The 18018-nt window shown below is 65.0% G+C and carries 17 protein-coding genes; 1 reads left to right on the forward strand and 16 read right to left on the reverse strand.

From position 1 onward, the window contains the following. Nucleotides 1-33 precede the first annotated feature (33 nt). The 13 genes from ureC to NFG58_RS11760 all read right to left on the reverse strand — a co-directional run bounded on the left by ureC (nt 34) and on the right by NFG58_RS11760 (nt 13221). Nucleotides 34-1737 (reverse strand): urease subunit alpha, encoded by a 1704-nt coding sequence (ureC, locus tag NFG58_RS11700; protein WP_045992494.1) that lies wholly within the window; start codon nt 1735-1737, stop codon nt 34-36. Continuing rightward, a complete protein-coding gene (locus NFG58_RS11705; RefSeq protein ID WP_045992495.1) occupies nt 1734-2087 on the reverse strand; it encodes an urease subunit beta in 354 nt (117 codons plus the stop codon). Before NFG58_RS11705 ends, ureC begins: the two co-directional genes overlap by 4 nt. 74 nt (nt 2088-2161) lie before the next feature. Next, nucleotides 2162-2464 (reverse strand): urease subunit gamma, encoded by a 303-nt coding sequence (gene ureA, locus NFG58_RS11710; RefSeq protein WP_045992496.1) that lies wholly within the window; start codon nt 2462-2464, stop codon nt 2162-2164. 61 nt (nt 2465-2525) lie between these two features. After that, the gene (locus tag NFG58_RS11715; RefSeq protein ID WP_108133077.1) at nt 2526-3449 is read right to left on the reverse strand and encodes an urease accessory protein UreD; all 924 of its coding nucleotides are present in this window, start codon (nt 3447-3449) and stop codon (nt 2526-2528) included. A 256-nt stretch (nt 3450-3705) separates the two neighbouring features. Next, complete coding sequence (urtE, locus tag NFG58_RS11720; protein ID WP_045992498.1) at nt 3706-4404, reverse strand: urea ABC transporter ATP-binding subunit UrtE; 699 nt, start codon at nt 4402-4404, stop codon at nt 3706-3708. A gap of 139 nt (nt 4405-4543) precedes the next feature. Then, on the reverse strand, nt 4544-5377 hold the full coding sequence (urtD, locus tag NFG58_RS11725) for an urea ABC transporter ATP-binding protein UrtD (RefSeq protein ID WP_045992499.1): 834 nt from the start codon (nt 5375-5377) through the stop codon (nt 4544-4546). Beyond that, entirely contained in the window at nt 5374-6549 is a 1176-nt protein-coding gene (gene urtC / locus NFG58_RS11730) for an urea ABC transporter permease subunit UrtC (protein WP_222516528.1), read from the reverse strand. Before urtC ends, urtD begins: the two co-directional genes overlap by 4 nt. Before the next feature lie 3 nt (nt 6550-6552). Continuing rightward, complete coding sequence (urtB, locus tag NFG58_RS11735) at nt 6553-8187, reverse strand: urea ABC transporter permease subunit UrtB (RefSeq protein ID WP_348826552.1); 1635 nt, start codon at nt 8185-8187, stop codon at nt 6553-6555. Nucleotides 8188-8288: 101 nt separating this feature from the next. After that, on the reverse strand, nt 8289-9644 hold the full coding sequence (gene urtA / locus NFG58_RS11740) for an urea ABC transporter substrate-binding protein (protein ID WP_213227086.1): 1356 nt from the start codon (nt 9642-9644) through the stop codon (nt 8289-8291). 396 nt (nt 9645-10040) lie between these two features. Further along, the gene (locus NFG58_RS11745) at nt 10041-11135 is read right to left on the reverse strand and encodes an isocitrate/isopropylmalate dehydrogenase family protein (protein WP_348826553.1); all 1095 of its coding nucleotides are present in this window, start codon (nt 11133-11135) and stop codon (nt 10041-10043) included. Nucleotides 11136-11245: 110 nt separating this feature from the next. Further along, a complete protein-coding gene (locus tag NFG58_RS11750; RefSeq protein WP_348826554.1) occupies nt 11246-11815 on the reverse strand; it encodes an N-acetyltransferase in 570 nt (189 codons plus the stop codon). 214 nt (nt 11816-12029) lie between these two features. Continuing rightward, nucleotides 12030-12698 (reverse strand): FMN-binding negative transcriptional regulator, encoded by a 669-nt coding sequence (locus NFG58_RS11755; protein WP_348826555.1) that lies wholly within the window; start codon nt 12696-12698, stop codon nt 12030-12032. 61 nt (nt 12699-12759) lie between these two features. Next, entirely contained in the window at nt 12760-13221 is a 462-nt protein-coding gene (locus NFG58_RS11760) for a GNAT family N-acetyltransferase (RefSeq protein WP_045992505.1), read from the reverse strand. Between the two features lie 183 nt (nt 13222-13404). On the opposite strand from NFG58_RS11760, the gene NFG58_RS11765 reads away from it, so the two are divergent. After that, a complete protein-coding gene (locus NFG58_RS11765; RefSeq protein ID WP_348828130.1) occupies nt 13405-14865 on the forward strand; it encodes a PLP-dependent aminotransferase family protein in 1461 nt (486 codons plus the stop codon). A gap of 124 nt (nt 14866-14989) precedes the next feature. On the opposite strand, the gene NFG58_RS11770 is transcribed toward NFG58_RS11765, so the two are convergent. The 3 genes from NFG58_RS11770 to NFG58_RS11780 are packed head-to-tail and all read right to left on the reverse strand — an operon-like array spanning nt 14990 to nt 17954. Further along, nucleotides 14990-16513 carry a tripartite tricarboxylate transporter permease gene (locus NFG58_RS11770; protein ID WP_045994005.1) on the reverse strand — a complete coding sequence of 508 codons (1524 nt, stop codon included), beginning with the start codon at nt 16511-16513 and terminating at the stop codon, nt 14990-14992. Then, nucleotides 16513-16968 (reverse strand): tripartite tricarboxylate transporter TctB family protein, encoded by a 456-nt coding sequence (locus tag NFG58_RS11775; RefSeq protein ID WP_045994006.1) that lies wholly within the window; start codon nt 16966-16968, stop codon nt 16513-16515. The genes NFG58_RS11770 and NFG58_RS11775 overlap by 1 nt, the downstream gene beginning before the upstream one ends. Continuing rightward, nucleotides 16965-17954, reverse strand: coding sequence for a tripartite tricarboxylate transporter substrate-binding protein (locus NFG58_RS11780; protein ID WP_045994007.1), 990 nt, complete (start codon nt 17952-17954; stop codon nt 16965-16967). The genes NFG58_RS11775 and NFG58_RS11780 overlap by 4 nt, the downstream gene beginning before the upstream one ends. Nucleotides 17955-18018 lie beyond the last annotated feature (64 nt).

An 18018-nucleotide genomic window follows, 5' to 3' on the forward strand; every position in this document is an offset into this window, starting at 1 on the left:
GCGGCACTGTCGAAAACCGTCATCATCGCTGACTCAAAAAAGGTGATAGCGCTGGGCCAACGGCAGCACGTCCAGCGGTTCACAGGTCAGAAGCTCGCCATCGCAGGTGACCTCGTAGGTCTGGGCGTCGACCTTGAGATCCGGGCAACGGTCATTGAGCTTCATGTCGCCCTTGCGCACCGCACGCACATCCCGGCAAGCCACCAGGCGGCTTTGAAGCCCCAGCCGATCCTTGAGCCCCGCATCCAGCGCGGCCTGAGAGACAAAGCTCACCCGGGTCGCCGCGGCGGCCTGGCCCAGCGCCCCGAACATCGGACGGTAGTGCACCGGCTGGGGTGTCGGGATAGAGGCATTGGGGTCGCCCATGGGGGCCATGGCGATCATTCCCCCCTTGAGCACCAGCGCCGGCTTGACGCCGAAGAAGGCCGGATCCCACAGCACCAGGTCAGCAAGCTTGCCCACCTCGACAGAACCGATCTCATCGGCCAGGCCGTGGGTGATGGCGGGGTTGATGGTGTACTTGGCCACATAGCGGCGGGCACGCAGGTTGTCGGCGCCACGTTCTTGATCTTCCGGCAGTAAACCACGCTGCACCTTCATCTTGTGAGCGGTCTGCCAGGTCCTGCACACCACCTCACCGACGCGTCCCATGGCCTGCGAATCCGAGGCGATCATCGAGATGACGCCGAGGTCATGCAGGATGTCCTCGGCGGCGATGGTCTCGCGGCGAATGCGCGAATCGGCGAAAGCCACGTCCTCGGGAATGTTGGGGTCGAGGTGATGACATACCATCAGCATGTCCAGGTGCTCGTCGACGGTGTTGACCGTGTAGGGCCGGGTCGGGTTGGTCGACGACGGCAGCACATAGTCCTTCGAGCAGGCGGTGATGATGTCCGGTGCGTGGCCGCCCCCGGCGCCCTCGGTATGGTAGGTATGGATGCCGCGCTGCTTGAACGCCGCCAGGGTGTCCTCGACGAAACCGGACTCGTTGAGGGTGTCGGTGTGGATCGCGATCTGAACGTCGTAGCGCTCGGCCACGCTCAGGCAGGTATCGATGGAGGCCGGGGTGGTACCCCAGTCCTCGTGCAGCTTGAGCCCCATGGCGCCCGCTTCGATCTGGGCCTCCAGCGCCTCAGGCAGGCTGGCGTTGCCCTTGCCGAGCAGACCGATGTTCATCGGCAGGCTGTCGCAGGCCTTGAGCATCTGATGGATGTGCCAGGCCCCCGGCGTGCAGGTGGTGGCGTTCGATCCGGTGGCAGGCCCGGTACCGCCCCCCAGCATGGTGGTGATGCCGCTGGCCAGGGCCTCGTCCACCAGCTGCGGACAGATGAAGTGCACGTGGGCGTCGATGGCGCCGGCGGTGAGGATCTTGCCCTCGCCGGCGATGACCTCGGTGCCGGGTCCGATCACGATGGTGACGTCCGGCTGGGTGTCTGGATTGCCGGCCTTGCCGATGGCGGCGATGCGACCCGCCTGAAGGCCCACGTCGGCCTTGACGATGCCCCACCAGTCAAGGATCAGGGCATTGGTGATGACGGTGTCCATCACCGTCTGGTCGAGACGCTGGCTCTGCCCCATACCGTCACGAATGACCTTGCCACCACCAAACTTGACCTCGTCGCCGTAGTGGGTGGCGTCCTTCTCTACCTCGATCCACAGCTCGGTGTCTCCCAGGCGCACCCGGTCTCCGACGGTGGGGCCATAGATGTCGGCATAAGCCTGACGACTGATCTTCATCGGGCGTCCTCCTGGCCGCTGTCGCCGCTGGGTGCACCGGCATCGTCCAGCGCGCCCATGACTTCACCGCGAAAGCCGTAGATATGACGACGTCCGGCGAAGCTCACCAGGGTGACCTCACGGCTCTGCCCCGGCTCGAAGCGCACCGCGCTGCCGGCGGCCACGTCCAGACGAAAGCCCCGCGCCCTGTCGCGATCGAACGCCAGTGCCGGGTTGGTCTCGGCGAAGTGATAGTGGGATCCGACCTGAATCGGTCGATCTCCGCGATTGGCCACCTCCAGCGTGACCCTGTCGCGACCCTCGCACAGGGCGATGTCACCGTCCTTCAGTTGGTATTCTCCGGGGATCATCCCGCGCCCTCCCTATTGGTATCAGCGTATGAGCCTGTCGCGTCGCCCCCGGATCAAGCCGGGGCCTGGCAGCGTCACGAGATCGGGTTGTGCACCGTTACCAGCTTGGTGCCGTCGGGAAAGGTGGCCTCGACCTGCACCTCGTCGACCATTTCCGCCACCCCTTCCATCACCTCGTCACGCCCCAGTATCTGGCGCCCTCGGCTCATCATCTCGGCCACACTCAGGCCTTCCCGGGCACCCTCCATGATCTCGCAGCTGATCAAGGCCACCGCCTCGGGATAGTTCAGCTTGAGCCCCTTGGCGCGTCGCCGCTCGGCCACCAGGCCAGCGGTAAACAGCAAGAGCTTGTCCTTGTCACGCGGTGTCAGCTCCATCCTTTCATCCTCGATGTTGGTCAGGGTGGCCAGGGGTCGCCTGTCCCGCCCGGCATGACATTCAGGTAAACCAGATGCGTGGCACACAGGCCTCGCGATCCATCAGCATCGGACGCAGCAACGTCCAGGCCGCCTCGCACAGCGACCAGGCCTCGCGCCGCGAGTGACCGAGGTAGCGCAGCAGCAGGACGCCATCACGTACGGTGACGGCCCAGCGCTCGGCTTCACCAGCGCCGGGACTGCCGGCAAGGTCATTCCCTCCCTGCCCCAACCCTTGGCGCAGACGTTCGATCGCCGCGGACTCGTCTTCGAGCCCGACCGCCCACAGGGTTGCCTGGACGCTGCACCCTCGCTGCCCCCAGGCGCCGTGAAAACGACGATGGTCAGGGTCGAGGGGCTGGCGCTCGATCCACAGTGGTCGTCCGTCCCGGGATAACCGGAAGCGCTGTTCGAGGTGGCCGCTGGCAAACGGCAGATCACTGGCCGGCCGGCCCAGCGCCAGCACCTCCCAGCCCAGGCAGCGGGCGCTGCCGGAAAGCTCGATCTCGGTGGCCTGCACCCCTCGCGAGCCGTCGAAGGCGATGGTTTCCTGGGGCAACCACTCGAGCAGCCCGCCCTCCTCGACCACCAGACGAGTGCGCTGGGACCAGGCCACGGCGTTGCGGTCGGCCCGATACAGCTTGTTGGCCGCCGGTGTGGTCAGCAGCGCCCGCGCGCCCGCGCCCACCCGCGCCTGGATATCCAGGATATCGCCGCTGACCAGCCCCCCCGGGGGATGCAGCAGATAGACGTGGCAGGTGCCGTCGCGGCCTTCGGGGTAGAAGGGACGCTGCACCCGCAGGGGGCCGCGATGATCCACCCGATAGAGGCGAGTGGCCTGGCCATCATGGCGAAAGCCGAGATCGAGGCTGGCCTCCCAGCGCCGTCCCGCGTCGAAGCGATGGCCGTGCCGATCGGTCGAATCCTGTGTTGTCTGCGCGCTCATGGCTCTCCCGGGCGGTCCGTCGAGTCGGCGTGGCAAGCGAAAGTAAAAAAGGCCACCACCATTGCCCAATCAAGGTGCAAGCCCCGTACCAGCTTCTCGAATCTCTATTTTTCTACTTAATTTTCAATTTCTTATAGAACAACCAAGGATTGCACCAGAGAAAAGCACGCCTTTGGTCGCGCACAAAAAAAGTGCGCAACCTTACGATTGCGCACCATTGATGTGCAGCGATTCATCCTGATTGACGCGCTACCGCTCAGACGGTCAGGTAGCGCTTCACCACGGCGTCGTCGAGCTCACCGATATCACCGACGGCGACTCTCCGCCCGCGATCGAGGATGGCGAAGTGGTCGGCGAAGCGACGGGCAAAGGGCAGTTTCTGCTCCACCAGCAGCACGGTCAGCCCATCATCGGCGATCAACCGACGGATGACTTCGCCGATCTGGGCGACGATATTGGGCTGGATGCCCTCCCCCGGCTCGTCGAGGATCAACAGCTTCGGCTCGATCACCAGGGCGCGCCCGATCGCCAGCTGCTGCTGCTGACCGCCGGACAGATCGCCGCCACGCCGGTGACGCATCTCCTTGAGTACCGGGAACAGCTCATAGATCCGTTCGGGCACCTGGCGCAGGCCATCACCACGGGCGGCGAGGCCCGTGCGCAGGTTCTCCTCAACCGTCATCAGCGGAAAGATCTGGCGTCCCTGGGGCACATAGCCCACGCCCAGGCGTGAGCGATCCTCGAGGCGACGCTTCTCCAGCGCGACACCGTCGGCGTAGTGAAGCTCACCGCCGGTGATCGGCACCTCGCCCATGATCGCCTTCATCAGGGTGGTCTTGCCGACGCCATTACGACCCAGCACACAGGTACAGGCCGCCCTGGGCACGTCGAGATCGAGATCCCACAGGGTGTGGCTCTCGCCATAGAACTGATTGAGCCCGCGAATGCTCAGCATCGATCCACCTCCTTGCCTGTCTCTCGCGCCCACCGGCCGCAGACCTTCGCCCACAGCGTGGCCAGCCTGCCGCGGGATGCGCCGTCCGCCCAGTACAGCGCTCTTACCGAAGACTGCTGAGGTACTCGCTCCAGTCCGATCATGCCGCCTCCTCGTCGCCACCCAGGTAGACCTCGATCACCCTGGGGTCGCTTGCCACCTTGTCCATACTGCCCTCGGCCAGCACCGAACCCTGATGCAGCACCGTCACCGTGCGGGCGATCGAACGCACAAAGCCCATGTCGTGCTCCACCACCACCACCGAGTGCTTGCCGGCGAGGCTCAACAACAGCTCTGCGGTACGCTCCATCTCCTGCTCGGTCATCCCCGCCACCGGCTCGTCGACCAGCAACAGTCGAGGGCGCTGCATCAACAGCATGCCGATCTCGAGCCACTGCTTCTGTCCGTGGGACAGGATGCCCGCCTGGCGGCGACTGAGCGACGCCAGGCCCACCGTCTCGAGCACCTCCTCGATTCGCGCCAGCACCTCCCCGGTCATGCGCGCCTTGAGCGTCGGCCACAGACTCTTGTCCATGGCCATCGCCAGCTCGAGGTTCTCGAACACCGTCAGCGCCTCGAACACCGTGGGCTTCTGGAACTTGCGCCCGATGCCGAGCCGGGCGATCTCCGGCTCGTTCTTGGTCAACAGGTTGTGGCGGCTGCCGAACCACACGCTGCCCTGATCCGGGCGCGTCTTGCCGGTGATGATGTCCATCATGGTGGTCTTGCCAGCACCGTTGGGGCCGATGATGCAGCGCAGTTCGCCGTCGTCGATGGTCAGGTTGAGATCATTGATGGCCTTGAAGCCGTCGAAGCTCACCGACACGTCCTCGAGATAGAGGATCGGGCCGTGGCGCACGTCGACCGGCGATTGTTCCGGGACCAGGAAGTCGAAGACCCGATCGCGATCGGCCAGGCTCTGAAGAAAGCTCATGGGGTGGCCTCCCTGGGGGTTGCATCCAGCGTGTCGGTTGGCGTGTCGGGTTGCGTGTCGCTGTCATCGTCGCTGCCTTGCTGGCGAGAGCGTGACAAAAGCCCGGCGATGCCCTGGGGCAGCAGCACCGTCACCAGCACGAACAGCGCACCGAGCGCGAACAGCCAGGCCTCCGGCATCACCCCGGTGAACACGCTCTTGGCGTAGTTCACCGCCAGCGCACCGATCACCGCGCCATAGAGGGTGGCACGGCCACCCAGGGCCACCCACACCACCACCTCGATGGAGAACAGCGGCGAGAACTCGCTGGGGTTGATGATGCCAACCTGGGGCACATAGAGGGCGCCGGCGACCCCGGCCAGCATGGCCGAGACGACGAACACGAACAGCTGATAGCGCTCCACCCGGTAGCCGAGAAAGCGGGTGCGGGACTCGGCGTCGCGCACCGCCACGCAGACCCGCCCGAGCTTGCTGACCACGATGGCGCGGCACAGCAGGAAGCCCAGCGCCAGCGCCACGCCGGATGCAATGAACAGCCCCAGTCGTGTGGCGTCGGCGGACAGGTCGAAGCCCAGCAGTTCCTTGAAGTCGGTCAGGCCGTTGTTGCCGCCAAAGCCCATCTCGTTGCGGAAGAACGCCAGCATCAGCGCAAAGGTCAGCGCCTGGGTGATGATCGACAGATAGACCCCGGTGACCCGCGAACGGAACGCCAGGAAGCCGAACACCAGCGCCAGCAGGCCCGGCGCCAGCAGCACCATCACAAAGGCAAAACCGGCCATATCGAAGCCAAGCCAGTACCAGGGCAGACTGTCCCAGTCGAGGAACACCATGAAGTCCGGCAGCAGTGGATCGCCGTAGACACCGCGGTCGCCGATCTGGCGCATCAGGTACATGCCCATGGCGTAGCCGCCGAGGGCGAAGAAGGCGCCGTGGCCCAGGCTGAGAATCCCCAGGTAACCCCAGACCAGATCCACCGCCACCGCCAGCAGCGCGTAGCACAGGTACTTGCCCAGCAAGGTAACGGTATAAGTAGAGACATGCAGCGGATGCTCCGGCGCCAGCAGCAGATTTGCCGCCACCACCAGCGCCATGGTGGCACCGAGCACCGCCAGGAAGATCAGAGTCGACCGCTCGCCAAACGGGCGAGCCAGCCATAGTCGGGATGATGGCATCGCTCAGCCCTCCGCCGCGCGGCCCTCCTGGGGAAAGAGTCCCCTCGGGCGCTTTTGAATGAACAGAATGATGAACACCAGCACCAGGATCTTGGCCAGTACCGCCCCGGCCCAGGGCTCCAGCACCTGATTGATCACCCCCAGCGAGAGCCCCGCCACCAGGGTGCCCCACAGATTGCCGACCCCGCCGAACACCACCACCATGAAGGAGTCGATGATGTAGTTCTGGCCGAGGTTGGGACCGACGTTGGTGAGCTGTGACAGCGCCACCCCGGCAAGGCCAGCCACCCCCGACCCCAGCGCGAAGGTCAGGATGTCGACGCGGGTCGCGCGAATGCCCATGGAGCGTGCCATGGCACGGTTCTGGGTTACCGCCCGTACCTCCAGTCCCAGCCGGGTGCGGCGCATCACCAGCATCAGGGCGGCAAACACCAGGATGGCGAAGCCGAGCACATAGAGGCGATTGAGGGTCAGCGACAGCGCCTCGTTGATCACCAGCGAGCCGCTCATCCACTCGGGCGTCACCACGGTACGGTTGAGCGGTGAGATCAGGGTGCGCACCAGCTGCTGCAGGATCAGGCTGACGCCGAAGGTCGCCAGCAGGGTTTCCAGCGGACGCCCCTTGAGGAACTGGATGACGCCTCGCTCGATGGCCACACCCACCAGCGCCGCCACCAGAAAGCCCGCCGGAATCGCCAGCAGCAGCGCAAGCCCCGGCTGCCCCGGCAACAGCTGCTGCATCGCCCAGGTGGTGTAGGCCCCCAGCATGATCAGCTCGCCGTGGGCCATGTTGATCACCCCCATGACGCCGAAGGTGATAGCCAGGCCGATCGCCGCCAGTACCAGCACCGAGCCCAGCGACAGGCCGAAGTAGAGCGTCTCGGCGGCGCGGTTGAGCTTGAGCGCCTGCTCGCTCTCGGCCAGCGCCGCCTGGGCGGCTTCCGCCAGCGCCACGTCGTCGCTGCGGCTGGCCTGCATCAGCGCGGCCCTGGCCTGGCCATTGAGGCTGCCGGACAGCGCCTCGACCGCCGCGACGTCCCCCTGCTCGACCCGTGCGATGGCAATGGCCTGCTCCAGGGTCGCGGCCACCTCGGGGTCGCTCTCGGCGGCGGCCAGCTCGCTCAGCGAATCGACGGCCTCGGCCTCGACCTCGCCCAGCAGATCCCGCGCCGCCGCCAGCCGCTGGGCGGGGTCGTCGACACGCAGGTCGATCAGCGCCAGGGTGCTGTCCAGATAGCCCCTGAGACTGTTGTTGATGGAGACGCGGTCGAGCTCGCGGCGCGATATTTTGCCCGCCGGTTCCAGCGTCAGGGCGTCGGCCACGGGCCAGTTGCGACCGCGATTTTCCAGTACCACGACGATAGCGCCGCTGTCCTTGACGCGGGCGAGCTTGCCCTCGGCGAAGCTCTCGAGCCAGCGCCGGGCGCGCTCGTCACCGCTCTCGGCGATGGCGTCGATGGCCGCTTCCTTGTCGCGGAAGCTGGACTCGGCCAGCGCCGACAACAGCGCCGGCCCCTGGTCGGAAGACGCGGCCTTAGAAGCGCCGGCGTCCTGAGCCCAAGCCTGGCCCAGCCCCAGGGCGACGAGGCAAAGCAGCACCAGCGCGCTCAGCCAGTGACGACCTGCAATTAAATTCATGGTGAGGTCCCTTGAGACACCCGGGTGCCGACGGCACCACGGGCAGGGTTGGCGTGATCCGGGCCGGTGCGCCGTGCACACCGGCCCCTTGTCGTTATGTTCTATTCGCTGGAGGCGACGTCTGAGCCACCACCGCAGCTACCCTGCACCACGTTGTAGTTGCCGCACTCAAGCGGAGCACGCCAGTCGCTGATCAGATCGCGGGAGCCTTCCAGATAGTCGGACCAGGCGTCGCCGGCCACGGTGGACGGGGTCTGCCACACCACCGAGAACTGGCCGTTGTCCTGGATCTCGCCGATCAGCACCGGCTTGGTGATGTGGTGGTTGGGCATCATGGTGGCGTAGCCACCGGTGAGATTGGGCACCGACACACCGATGATCGCTTCCTTGACCGCATCTACATCGGTGGTCTCGGCCTTGCGCACCGCCTCGGCCCACATGTTGAAGCCGATATAGTGGGCTTCCATGGGGTCGTTGGTGACGGCGTTGTCGTCGCCGGTGTAGTCGTACCAGGCGTCGATGAAGTCGTAGTTGACGTCTTCATCCACGCTCATGAAGTAGTTCCAGGCCGCCAGGTGGCCGACCAGCGGCGCGGTGTCGAGACCGGACAGCTCCTGCTCGCCCACCGAGAAGGCCACCACCGGGATGTCCGAGGCCTCGACGCCCTGGTTGGCCAGCTCCCGGTAGAAGGGCACGTTGGCGTCGCCATTGATGGTGGAGACCACCGCCGTCTTCTTGCCGGCACCACCGAACTGCTTGATCTCGGAGACGATGTTCTGCCAGTCGGAATGACCGAAGGGGGTGTAGTTGACCATGATGTCCTCGTCGGCCACGCCCTGTGATTTCAGGTAGGCTTCGAGGATCTTGTTGGTCGTGCGCGGATAGACATAGTCGGTACCGGCCAGCACCCAGCGCTCAACACCGACCTCGTTCATCAGGTAGTCCACCGCAGGAATCGCCTGCTGGTTGGGCGCAGCGCCGGTGTAGAAGACGTTTTCGGAGGATTCCTCGCCTTCGTACTGCACCGGATAGAACAGCAGACCGTTGAGCTCCTCGACCACCGGCAGCACCGACTTGCGCGACACCGAGGTCCAGTTGCCGAAGATCACGTCGACCTCTTCCTGCGCCAGCAGCTCGCGGGCCTTCTCGGCAAACAGCGGCCAGTTGGAGGCCGGGTCCACCACCACCGGCTCAAGCTCGCGGCCGAGCAGGCCACCCGCTTCGTTCTGCTGCTCGATCAGCATCAGCATGGTGTCTTTCAGGGTCGACTCGCTGATCGCCATGGTACCGGACAGGGAATGCAGGATACCGACCTTGATCGGGTCCTCCTGGGCGAGCGCCGGTGCGGCGATGGCCAGCGACAGCGTGGACACGGCCAGGCTGGCCAGCGCCTTTCTAGAAAGCGCTTTGGAACGGTGGGCACAAACCTGCGTAGAAGAGATCGAAGCGGTGGGCATGGGAAACCTCCAGGGGTTGCCTTGTCGTTGTGATGGACCATCGTCGAGAGGGAGCCAGGCGGTTCAGGTAAAACCGCTGTATCGCTCAGGCCTGACGTCTTGCGACGTCGACCTCCATCACCACTTCAAGCAAGTCCCATGCCAGCCATATAAAACATTTATAAATTCCGACATTACGTCGGCCAAGACGGGGGCTTACCCACCCCGCCTTGCGCCACAAGAGAGCATCTCGCGCCACCGGGGCGCACCAATGCACCACATGTGGTGCACTTCGCTACCCCGCCCCCTACTTCTGCACCACCACAGCGCCAAGCACCGGTGCACCCCGCAACGGCCGGCACCAGAATGGACCGCATATTACTGGCCCACTCTGTTCAATCTGCCGCGTTAGTACCATTACGCTGGCAGACGGTCGAGCTGGCGGAGCACCTGTTCGGTAAAGGCGCTGCAGCCGGTATCGCCGCCGAATTCCCGGGGCCGATACCGGCCATCGGACAGTACGCCGTCCACCGCTTGACGCAACCGACCGGCGGCGTCAGACAAACGATCGTCGGCGTGCTCCACCGCCAGCCATTCGAGCATCATGGCCCCGGACAACAGGGTGGCGATGGGGTTGGCGGCGTCCTGCCCGGCGATATCCGGGGCGCTGCCGTGGGCCCCCTGGAACAGACCGTGGCGATCGCCCAGTTCGGCAGACGGCGACACCCCCATCCCGCCGACGGTGGCCGCCCCCAGGTCCGAGATGATGTCACCGAACAGATTCTCGGCAACGATCACGTCATAGAAGTCCGGGCGCTTGACCAGGTGCACCGTCATGGCGTCAACGTAGGCATAGTCGAGTTCGACGTCGTTGAACTCGGCGCCTACCTCGTCGCATACCCGACGGAAGAAGGCGTAGCTTCTGAGGATGTTGGCCTTGTCGCAGACGGTGAGCCGCCGCTTGCCGTCCTTCGGTGCGCCCTGACGTCGCCGTGACAGCTCCAGGGCGAAGCGCGCGACTCGCTCGGTGCCCTTGCGGGTGATCACCAGGCTGTCGCTGGCCATCTCGTCTCGCAGCACCACCCCGGCGCCGCGGCTGGCGTAGAGGCCTTCGGTGTTCTCGCGCACGATGACATAGTCGATGGTACCGGGCTGATGGTGTCTCAGCGGCGACTCGACCCCGGGCAGCAGGCGGATCGGACGCACGTTAGCGTAAAGGTCCAGTCCGAAGCGCAGCTTGAGGTGCAGGTCGTTGCCCACCTCGGTACCGTCGTCGTAGGTCACCCCCGGCAGCCCGGCGGCTCCATGCAGGATGGCGTGACTGGCCCGACAGGCGTCCAGCGTCGACTGGGGCAGCACCTCGCCGGTCTTGTCATAGTGCCCCGCTCCACCGTCGAGCCAGTCGAAACGCAGCACGTCGCTACCCAGCAGCGCTTGCAGTACCTGCACCGTGGCGCCCGCCACCTCCGGGCCAATACCGTCACCAGCGATGGTGGCAATTCGATAACTCACAGAGATTCCCTCGTCTTGTTGTTGTCCATTGATGGTGGCCTCGCAGTATCGTGGTGCAGCGATGTTCTATCCATGGGACCTTATGGTCGATGGCGATGGCGATGGCTACGTCAGAGATCACGCCGCATGATCAGATCCCTGTCCACCACATCGCCCATCTGAAAACTGTGGGTGCCTACCTCGACAAAGCCCCGGGAGCGATAGAAGGCGATGGCGGGATGATTGTTTTCCCACACGCCCAGCCAGACGAAAGCCCTGGCCTGTTCTCGCGCCTCGGTGATGGCCTTGTCGTACAGCATCTTGCCAAGCCCTCGGCCCTGGGCCTCGGCCAGCAGATAGATGCGCTCGATCTCGAGACCATTGTGCTCGCTCAGATCGGTCTGGGCCTCCCCCCAGTTGAGCTTGAGATAGCCGACCGCTACGGGCCCCTTGGCAACGCCCTCGCGCTCCTTTCCCGCTTCACCCGTCTCGCTGCGGCCGGCCTCTTCCAGCAGCCAGAATCGCGACTGTGGGCAGGCCAACTCGCGCTGCACCCTTCCCAGGTCAAAGGCATCACTCAGATAGCGCTCCATGGTCGCCTTGGAGTAAAAGTCGACAAAGGTCTGGTAAAAGGTGCGGCGCCCCAGGGCGGCCAGCGTTTCGGCGTCCTCCAGCGTTGCCTGCCTCAGGCAGTCATTCATCTCGCGTCCTTACTCCATCGTTGTTCATACCCGCACGCAGGATCGTCGTCATGGGTCGCCACTGAGCACGGCGGCGGCGTGGTCAGCAAGCCCATCCCCTCGAAGGCCTTCGCGGATGCCCTCGCGTTCTTCCTGGGCTTGTGCTGCCGGGCTTGTACTAGTCAGCCAAGTGCTTGCCCACCAGTCGCCCGATCTCGAATGCCAGTCCAAGGGGTCAATCGCCTTCGTACCTTGGCGCTGGATCATCTCCACACAGCACGGCAGCGTCACAAGCCGAACGCCCATCCTCTCGAAGGCCTTCGCGGATACCCTCGCGTTCTTCCAACGGCTTGTGCTGGCTGGCCTTGTGTTTGCCCACCAGGCGCGTCACCTCAAGCTCTACCCCCACAATGCCACGACGCATCCCCTCCAGGTAGTCTTCGGGGGCGTCGTCCACCGCCCAGGGCGCTTCCCGGCCCGCCTCGAAGCGATCGACCAGCGACGTCAGGTGCGAGGTGAGCCAATCGCTTTCACGCGGGAAGACGAGCCGACCATGGGCATGCACCACCTGGTAGTTCCAGGTCGGCACCACGCGACCATGGCGGCGCTTGTCGGGATACCAGCCAGGCGAAATATAGGCGTCGGGGCCATGAAAGATCGCCACCGCCTCGATCGCTGCCGCGTCTGCTCGCTCACCCTCACCCAGCCGCCAGAGGGCATTGGCTCGGGCGATATGGCCACGCAGCACCAGCGCGCCCTGTGACGTCTGCTCGACCATCAGCGGCAGGTGGTCGATACACACCCCCTGGTCACCGTCGGTGACCAGGGTCGCAAAGGGATAGGCTCGGACCACCGCCATCATGGCGTCTTCGTCGGTCATGGCGAAGTGTCTTGGCTGATACAAGGGTCACGCGCTCCTTCAGAGTGGTTGGCATCCATCAATGTTGACTGCGAGAAGTAGAAGTTTATGTGCCCGCAGGGTCATCCAGGTTCAGGGTATAGGCGTAGAAGGCGTCGTTGCGTTGCCAGTTAAGTGACTCATACAGCGCCTGGGCGGTGTGGTTGTGGGTCTGGGTATTAAGCGTCAACTGGCCCACGCCCTGCTCCCTCGCCAGGTTCGCGGCGGCCTCCATCAGCTCACGGCCGATCCCCTTGCCACGCGCCTCGGGCGCCACGAACAGGTCGGCCAGGGTCCAGCGCGGTCCCACCCGTACCGTGGATAGCGTCGGATAGAGCTGAACGAAGCCTTCGAGCACACCCTCGTTGTCGCTGACCAGCAGGCGCGAGTCGGCGAGCGCGAGGCGCGTCTGGAGAAAGTCGCGGGCAGCCTGGATGTCGCTTTCCTGTGAATAGAACACCCGGTAGCCATCGAGCAGCTCACTCAGGGGTTGTAGATCGGCGATACAGGCAGGACGAACATGGTTCATGAGTCACCTTTCACATTGGCGGTCGTGTGCGCCGGCTGGCCAGAGGCGCACCGGCTCGTCGGGATGACAGGCACCCAGTCTTGCGCAATAGTGGTCCCACCATAAGAACCAATACTGTCCAGAAAAGGGGAACCAGTGCCCAGCCTTCACCGTCACGCCGAATGGATCACCGAAGCGCTGGCCATGCGCCTGGCGCCACCCGCCGCCGAACCCCCGTCGGGTTCGCTGTCCCAGCGCCTGTACGCGGCCCTGCGCGAGTGGATACAGCAAGGTAGCTTGCCCGCCGCCAGCGCCCTGCCCTCGTCTCGACGGCTGGCCGCGGACCTCGGCATCGGCCGCAACACGGTGCTTGCCGCCATGGACCGCCTGGTGGCAGAAGGCTTCGTCGAGGCGCGCCCGGGGGCCGGGCTATTCGTGGCGTCTTTGGCGCTGCCCGAACCCAGCCCGTTGCCCGGCGCCCCCATCCAGGCGAGCCGCTGGCATTCTCGGCGAGGTCAGCGCCTGCTGGAGAGCTGCGGCGAGATGGAGGGCTCCCGGGATGCCTTCGCCCCGGGCGTCCCCGCCCTCGATCTGTTCCCGCGCGAGGCGTGGCAGCGCCTGCTACGGCGCCATCGCCACCAGGCCAGCCTGGATGCCTTCGGCTACGCCACCAGCGGCGGGCATCACGCCCTCAAGACGGCGCTGTGTGACTACCTGCGTCTATCGCGCTCGGTCAATTGCCAACCACATCAGATCCTGATTACCCAGGGCGCCCAGCAGGGCTTCGAGCTGATCGCCCGCCTGCTGGCCGACCCCGGTGACAGCGTCTGGGTCGAGGATCCCGGCTATGCCGGTGCCAAGGCCTGCTTCAACATGGCCGGGCTAACGCCCGTCCCGGTACCGGTGGACGCACAGGGCATGCAGCCTGAGGCTCTCGCCCCGGATAGCCCGCCACCTCGACTGATCTATGTCACCCCTTCGCATCAGTACCCCTGCGGCGTGACGATGCCGGTGGCACGGCGTCTCGCCCTGCTCGACTTCGCCCGCCACCACGGCGCGCTGATCATCGAGGACGACTACGACAGCGAATTTCGCTATACCACTGCGCCGGTGGCCTCCCTCCAGGGGCTGGCCGGGGGCGGTCCGGTGCTCTACGTCGGCACCTTCAGCAAGGTGCTCTACCCGGGCCTCAGGCTCGGCTACCTGGTACTTCCCGAGGCCCTGGTGGACGACTTTCGCCGCGCCAACGCGCGACTGCATCGGGAAGGCCAGTACGTCTCCCAGTCAGCGCTGGCAGACTTTATCGTCGAGGGACACTTCTCTCGCCACATCGCGCGCATGCGCCACTGCTATCGACAGCGCCAGGCATGCCTGCGCGAGGCCCTGGCGCCTGCCGTGGAGCAAGGACTTGAACTGTCGGCCGGCCAGGCCGGCATGCACCTGGTGGCACGGCTCGCCTCACTGAAACAGGAGCAACGCCTGATCGAGCGTGGACGGCGCGAGGGCGTCACCCTGTCACCGCTATCGGGTCACTACCTGGCACCTGACGCCATGCCTGGGCTGGTGCTGGGCTACGCCGGCTCGACACCGGAGCGGATCGCCGAGGCCGGCGGCTGGCTGGCCAGGAGCTGGATCGATGACCGACAACACCAGCCAGCGGGCTGATATGCCTCCGCATACGCCCGCTCGGTCATGATGCACACAAAAAAAGGGCGCCCCATCGGGGCGCCCAAGGTCGTTAGTCGAGTCGAGCCCGAAGGCCTTCGTCAACCACCGGGAGCGGGGTCGCTCAATCGCCCGGTGTGGTGTGGCCGGTCTGAACCTCCATGCGCTTTCTCAGGATCGGGCCGACGATGTACGGCAGGATCAGGCCGAGACCGGCGAACAGCCACAGGCCGATGGCCAGGCCGCTGTCCCACAGGATCGTCCAGTCGCCGTCGGAGATGTCCATGGCGTGGCGCAGGTTCTTCTCCATCTCCGGGCCAAGCAGCAGACCCAGGATCACCGGCACCAGCGGGATCTCGAGCTTCCTGAGGATGTAGCCACCGACCCCGAAGGCCACCATGAAGTACAGATCAAAGGTGGTGTTGGAGATCGAGTAGATGCCGACGAAAGCCACCATGGTGACGATCGGCAACAGATACATCGGCGGCACCGACAGCAGCTTGACGAAGATACCGACCAGCGGAATGTTGAGCACCAGCAGCAGGAAGTTACCGATCAGCAGCGCCGCGATCACACCCCACACGATGTCCGCGTTCTGGGTGAACATCAGCGGACCAGGGGTGATATTCAGCGAGATCAGCAGCGCCAGCAGCACCGCGGTGGTGCCGCTGCCCGGGACGCCCAGGGTCAGCATCGGCACCAGGGCACCGCTGGAGGCGCCATTGTTGCCAGCCTCGGGGCCAGCCACGCCGCGCGGGTCACCTTCACCGAAGTAGCCCTTCTTGCCGATCACCTTCTTCTCGAGGGTGTAGCCGATAAAGCTGCCCAGCGAAGCACCGGCCCCCGGCAGGACGCCGGCGATAAAGCCGAGGATGCCACCACGGATGCTCGAGGGCATGATGCCCTTGATGTCGGCCCAGGAAAGCTTGAGCTTGTTGACCTTGATGGTCTTCTTGCCCTTGCCGGCACGGTCCTCGATAAAGAACAGAAGCTCCGAGATGGCGAACAGGCCGACGATGGCGATGATGAAGTCGACACCCTCGTAAAGTTCGAGCACCTGGAAGGTGTAGCGCTGCACCCCGGTATTGTCGATACCGATGGTCGCGATCATCAGACCGATGCAGGCGGCCACCACGGTCTTCATCGGGTTCTTGCCGGTGATACCGCCAAGGGTCGCGAAGGCCAGCAGGAACAGCGCGAAGTATTCCGCAGGACCAAAGGTCAGGGCGAAATCGGCCAGGATCGGCGCCAGCAGGATCAGGCCCACGGTGGCGATCAGGCTGCCCATGAAGGAAGCTATGGCGGAGATCGCCAGGGCCTCGGCGGCCTTACCCTTCTGGGCCATCGGATAGCCGTCGAGGCAGGTCATCATGGCCGGCTCGTCACCGGGTATATTCAACAGAATCGACGAGATACGCCCGCCGTACATGGCGCCAGCGTAGACCGCAGTGAGCATGATCAGGGCGGTCTCGGGCTTGAGCCCCAGGGTAAAGGCCAGCGGGATCAGGATCGCCACACCGTTGGCCGGGCCGAGTCCGGGCAGCGCGCCGATCAGGGTGCCGAGAAAGGCGCCCAGCAGCGCAAACATCAGGTTATGCGGGGCGAGCGCCACCCCGAAGCCATCGATCAGGTAGCCAAGGGTTTCCATCAGCCCACCTCCAGGAAGGACAGCACACCCAGGGGCAGGGGCAGGTCCAGCGCAAAGTTGAAGATCAGAAATACCACCACGCCGGAAATACCGCCGACGATGAAGGCCTTGACCGGCGGCGCGCCCATGCGCCAGCACAGGGTGCCCACCGCCAGCAGGGTCGCCAGGATGAAGCCGAGCGGCTGCAGCAGGGCCGCGTAGAGCACCAGCACCACCAGGGCGATGATCAGCTCGACGCCGGTGCGGCTCCATGGCCAGGCATTGTCAGGATCCGGGCGCACCACCATGTACAGGCTGGACAGCCCCAGCACGACGGCCAGCAGGTAGGGGAAGGTTTCGGGGCCTACCGCCTCGGCCCCGCCAAAGGGTTCGGGAAACTGGGTAGCGCCCCAGCCGTACGCGACGGCCAGGACGATCATCAAGACCCCGAATACGCGGTCGTTGAACATGCTCATTGCTGGATCAGTCCGATATCTTTGGAGAGCTGGTTGATGTCGGCGATCTGCTCCTTGACGAAGGTCTCGAACTCACCGGCGCTCATGTGGAACGGCATCAGGCCGTTGCTTTCCATGACGTCCTTCCACTCCTGGCTCTCGTAGATGGTGTCCATGGCGTCGACCCAGTACTGCTTGGCGTCTTCAGGAATATCCGCCGGCATGTAGAAGCCGCGCCAGTTCGGACCCACGGCGTCGATGCCCTGCTCCTTGGCGGTGGGGATCTCGCTGAACTCGCCCGGCAGACGCTCCTCGGACAGCACCGCCACCACGCGCAGGTCACCGGACTCCATGAAGCCCTGGGCCTCGGTGATGTCACCGGTGAAGGCGTCCACGTGGCCGCCGACCACCTGGGTCATGGCCTCGCCACCGTTGTTGTAGGACAGGTAGGGGATCCTCGGCAGGTTCTCGACGCCGGCGGCCTGAGCCGCGATCAGCACCTTGAGGTGATCCCAGCCGCCCTTGGCGCTGCCACCGGCGAACTTCACCGCACGCGGGTCTTCCTTGATCGCGTCCATGATGGCGTTGAGGTCCTGGTACTCGCTGTCGGCGCTGACCGCGATGACCCCATAGTCCGCCCCCAGGGCGCCGACCCAGTTGACCATGTCGGCGGTCATTCCCGGGAACTGCCCCTGGGCCAGGCGTGTGGTGGTGGCGGTGGAAGCCGCGACCAGTAGCTGGTCATCACCGGCGCGCTTGCTGACGGTGTGAGCGTAAGCCACGCCACCACCGGCACCGGCCATGTTGACGGTCTGAACACCGCGCGGCACCAGGTCCAGCTCTTCGAGCACGGTACCGACGCTGCGGCAGGTGAAGTCCCAGCCGCCGCCCGGGTCGGCAGGCGCCAGGCACTCGACCTTGCCTTCGGGCTCAAAGGCAACGGCAGTGCTGGCTGCACCGGTGATGGCAGCGATGGCGATCAGTTTGACTGGCGTGTTCATGGACATGACGAAGTCCTCTGTTGTTGTCTGCTGACAGGAGGCACGAGCCGACATCCCGTCGCGATTGACG

The sequence above is a fragment of the Halomonas sp. RT37 genome (assembly GCF_040070525.1).
In the GTDB taxonomy this organism is placed as follows: domain Bacteria; phylum Pseudomonadota; class Gammaproteobacteria; order Pseudomonadales; family Halomonadaceae; genus Halomonas; species Halomonas litopenaei.

Bases quoted from the DNA above. Each gene is read 5' to 3' on its own strand.
- ureC (WP_045992494.1), bottom strand. From the start codon at position 1,737: ATGAAGATCAGTCGTCAGGCTTATGCCGACATCTATGGCCCCACCGTC.
- NFG58_RS11705 (WP_045992495.1), bottom strand. From the start codon at position 2,087: ATGATCCCCGGAGAATACCAACTGAAGGACGGTGACATCGCCCTGTGC.
- ureA (WP_045992496.1), bottom strand. From the start codon at position 2,464: ATGGAGCTGACACCGCGTGACAAGGACAAGCTCTTGCTGTTTACCGCT.
- NFG58_RS11715 (WP_108133077.1), bottom strand. From the start codon at position 3,449: ATGAGCGCGCAGACAACACAGGATTCGACCGATCGGCACGGCCATCGC.
- urtE (WP_045992498.1), bottom strand. From the start codon at position 4,404: ATGCTGAGCATTCGCGGGCTCAATCAGTTCTATGGCGAGAGCCACACC.
- urtD (WP_045992499.1), bottom strand. From the start codon at position 5,377: ATGAGCTTTCTTCAGAGCCTGGCCGATCGCGATCGGGTCTTCGACTTC.
- urtC (WP_222516528.1), bottom strand. From the start codon at position 6,549: ATGCCATCATCCCGACTATGGCTGGCTCGCCCGTTTGGCGAGCGGTCG.
- urtB (WP_348826552.1), bottom strand. From the start codon at position 8,187: ATGAATTTAATTGCAGGTCGTCACTGGCTGAGCGCGCTGGTGCTGCTT.
- urtA (WP_213227086.1), bottom strand. From the start codon at position 9,644: ATGCCCACCGCTTCGATCTCTTCTACGCAGGTTTGTGCCCACCGTTCC.
- NFG58_RS11750 (WP_348826554.1), bottom strand. From the start codon at position 11,815: ATGAATGACTGCCTGAGGCAGGCAACGCTGGAGGACGCCGAAACGCTG.
- NFG58_RS11760 (WP_045992505.1), bottom strand. From the start codon at position 13,221: ATGAACCATGTTCGTCCTGCCTGTATCGCCGATCTACAACCCCTGAGT.
- NFG58_RS11765 (WP_348828130.1), top strand. From the start codon at position 13,405: ATGCGCCTGGCGCCACCCGCCGCCGAACCCCCGTCGGGTTCGCTGTCC.
- NFG58_RS11770 (WP_045994005.1), bottom strand. From the start codon at position 16,513: ATGGAAACCCTTGGCTACCTGATCGATGGCTTCGGGGTGGCGCTCGCC.
- NFG58_RS11775 (WP_045994006.1), bottom strand. From the start codon at position 16,968: ATGAGCATGTTCAACGACCGCGTATTCGGGGTCTTGATGATCGTCCTG.
- NFG58_RS11780 (WP_045994007.1), bottom strand. From the start codon at position 17,954: ATGTCCATGAACACGCCAGTCAAACTGATCGCCATCGCTGCCATCACC.